Raw genomic sequence first — 390 nt, 5'->3', positions numbered from 1 at the left:
GGACTCCTGCTCGCCCACGCCCCACTCGAACCACTCAAGCGGATCCTCGGCGTGTTCCTCATCGCCGTGGTCCTCTGGCGCCGGATCAACCCCCACCCCCGACGCCCCACCGACCGAACCTTCACCGGGGTCGGCGCGGCCTCCGGACTCGGATCAGCGCTCCTCGGATCCGTCGGACCGCTGACCGCGCCGTTCTTCCTCGCCTACGGACTGACCCGCGCCGCATACATCGGCACCGAAGCCGCCAGCGCCCTGGTCATGCACACCTCCAAGATCGCCGCCTACGGCGCCGGAAACCTCCTCACCCGCACCGTCCTGCTCTACGGCGCCGCCCTGACCCCGGCGACCCTGCTCGGCGCGTGGGCCGGCAAGAAGGTCGTCGGACGCGTC

Annotated in this window: 1 protein-coding gene; it reads left to right on the top strand. The window is 71.3% G+C overall.

Going from position 1 to position 390, the window contains the following annotated elements; translation table 11 throughout:
• Positions 1 to 6: 6 nt before the first annotated feature.
• Positions 7 to 390 (top strand): TSUP family transporter (locus tag EFE23_RS27930; protein ID WP_239554201.1); only part of this gene is annotated, 384 nt, incomplete at its 3' end.

Source organism: Micromonospora solifontis, from assembly GCF_003725545.1.
Taxonomy (GTDB): domain Bacteria; phylum Actinomycetota; class Actinomycetes; order Mycobacteriales; family Micromonosporaceae; genus Micromonospora; species Micromonospora solifontis.
This window is presented reverse-complemented; position numbering and strand designations above follow the sequence as displayed.